We start from the raw sequence: 1927 nt of genomic DNA on the forward strand, positions 1-1927 counted from the left end.
AGAACCCGTAATAGCGAAGACCCAAAAAATGACCAGTAATTGCCAATTATTCTGTATCCCCCAGCGTTCTTTTAAGCGTTCTTTCATGTGCTTTTAAAGGCGCCAAAGTTACTCATTTAGATTCTAGGAACAAAGAGACTCAGTCGTTGATTATACCTGCGTTGAAAGTAAATAAAGTAATTATATAGTTTGTAGTTTACTTCATAACCATAATCTACCATGGGATCGTAATTGATAGGAAGCATATACAATAGTGGATCGTATTGGTAGGGATTCAATACTCTATTATTCCACGCAATAACGTACACCTGGTTCCTGTTCTCAAGAAAACTTTGTGAGTAATAGCCCTCAGGACGCGCAACTGACTGTAACCACGTATTAAAGCCAGGTTCAATAATAATGATCTCATAATCCGATTCCGGGTTCGAAATTTCTACCGTATCAGCCACCTTAGTTGCAAAGGCCTGCTTTTCCTTGTCTGAGATATCAAGTGTAGTTTTCGTGCCAACACACCCTAAAAAGAAGAGAGAAGCGCAGAAAGCCACTAAAAAGATGATGCGTTCTGTTGACATGTTTCTTATATTTTTCATAGTATTCTTAAGATACAAAAAAACCGTCTGGGTTGTCCGGACGGTTCAGTTAAAAATCGTTAAAGATGTTGTCTGTTATTTACCAAATAGGCCACTTAGCATACCTCCCAGGCCGCCACCTTTTTTTTCTTTAGATCCCAAGACCATACCTGCCACGTCGTCTAATACACTTCCGTCTCCGTCGGCATCAAGAAGACTCGTGATAAGGCTCTGATTTTTCTGTGGTTGCCCTCCCAACATTGATCCTAAAAGCGAACTAAGTCCGTTGGCATCACTTACATTACCTTGTGCTTTTTGTCTGCCCAGAAAGCCCATAACTATAGGCGCTGCAATTTTCAAAATCTGAGCAACGCTACCGGCATCTACGCCAGATTTCTGACTAATTGCATTTTCAACCGTTGCTTGTTTGTTGCCCAATACATGGCCCAGGATACCTGCTCCGTCATTAATAACATCATTATTTACACCTCCCTGGAAAAGGCCTCCTAAATTATCTAAAATACTCCCATTATGTTTGGAAGACAAAGCGTTCATAAGTCCAGCCGCATTTTTAGGATCGGATGTATTTTTTTTCATTGCCCCGAGTAAAAGAGGCATGGCCATACTTAAAACATCGGCTGTTTTATCTTCTGGCTGACCGGTTTGTCCGGCAACCCCGCTAATTAATTGTTTGCCCATTGGGCCGCTTAGTAAATCTAATAATCCTGACATATGTTTTGAATTTGTTCGTATTGAATTAATATAGGTTATTATTTGCTTTTATACCGTCTTATTTTAACAGGCTGATAATTTGTTCTGCCAGTTCGGTCCCGATCCTGTCTTGTGCTTCATCTGTAGCCGCTCCAATATGAGGAGATAATGATATCTTCGGATGCATTAAGATCCTGATCTCCGGAACGGGCTCTGATTCAAATACATCTAAGCCTGCAAAGGCTACTTTACCCTGGTCTATAGCATCAACCAGAGCCACTTCGTCTATCACTCCACCTCGAGCTGCATTGACAAGGCCAACTCCTTGTTTCATCATCTCCAATTCTCGTTTTCCAATAACATATTCCTTCTGAGCAGGGACATGCAGGGTAATAAAATCGGAAGTTTTTAAAATTTCTTCTTTAGTGCTATTCTTCAGGGAAAAGGACAATGACTGGCCATCAAAAAATGCCAGATCTATTTTGGCCTCTTCTATAAACGGATCATAAAAGATAACTTTCATCCCGATCCCTAGGGCAATTTTTGCAGTAGCCTGTCCTATTCTTCCAAAACCAAGGACCCCAAGTGTTTTACCCCTTAACTCGGTTCCTCTCCCATAATTCTTTTTTAAGCCCTTAAAATTTCTA

Annotated in this window: 3 protein-coding genes (1 of these 3 cut by a window edge); all 3 read right to left on the reverse strand. The window is 40.6% G+C overall.

What is annotated here, in order from left to right; translation table 11 throughout:
* Positions 1-116: 116 nt before the first annotated feature.
* Positions 117-572: a DUF6146 family protein gene (locus tag Q0X72_RS13780; protein ID WP_297766588.1), complete on the reverse strand. Its 456-nt coding sequence runs from the start codon at positions 570-572 to the stop codon at positions 117-119.
* Positions 573-665: 93 nt separating this feature from the next.
* Positions 666-1301 carry a DUF937 domain-containing protein gene (locus Q0X72_RS13785; RefSeq protein ID WP_297766591.1) on the reverse strand — a complete coding sequence of 212 codons (636 nt, stop codon included), beginning with the start codon at positions 1299-1301 and terminating at the stop codon, positions 666-668.
* Between the two features lie 58 nt (positions 1302-1359).
* Positions 1360-1927, reverse strand: the 3' portion of a protein-coding gene (locus Q0X72_RS13790) for a D-2-hydroxyacid dehydrogenase (RefSeq protein ID WP_297766594.1). The gene runs 371 nt beyond the window's last position; only the last 568 of its 939 coding nucleotides appear in the window; its start codon lies off the right edge, out of view; its stop codon occupies positions 1360-1362.

This window comes from uncultured Muriicola sp. (assembly GCF_947258935.1).
Taxonomy (GTDB): domain Bacteria; phylum Bacteroidota; class Bacteroidia; order Flavobacteriales; family Flavobacteriaceae; genus Muriicola.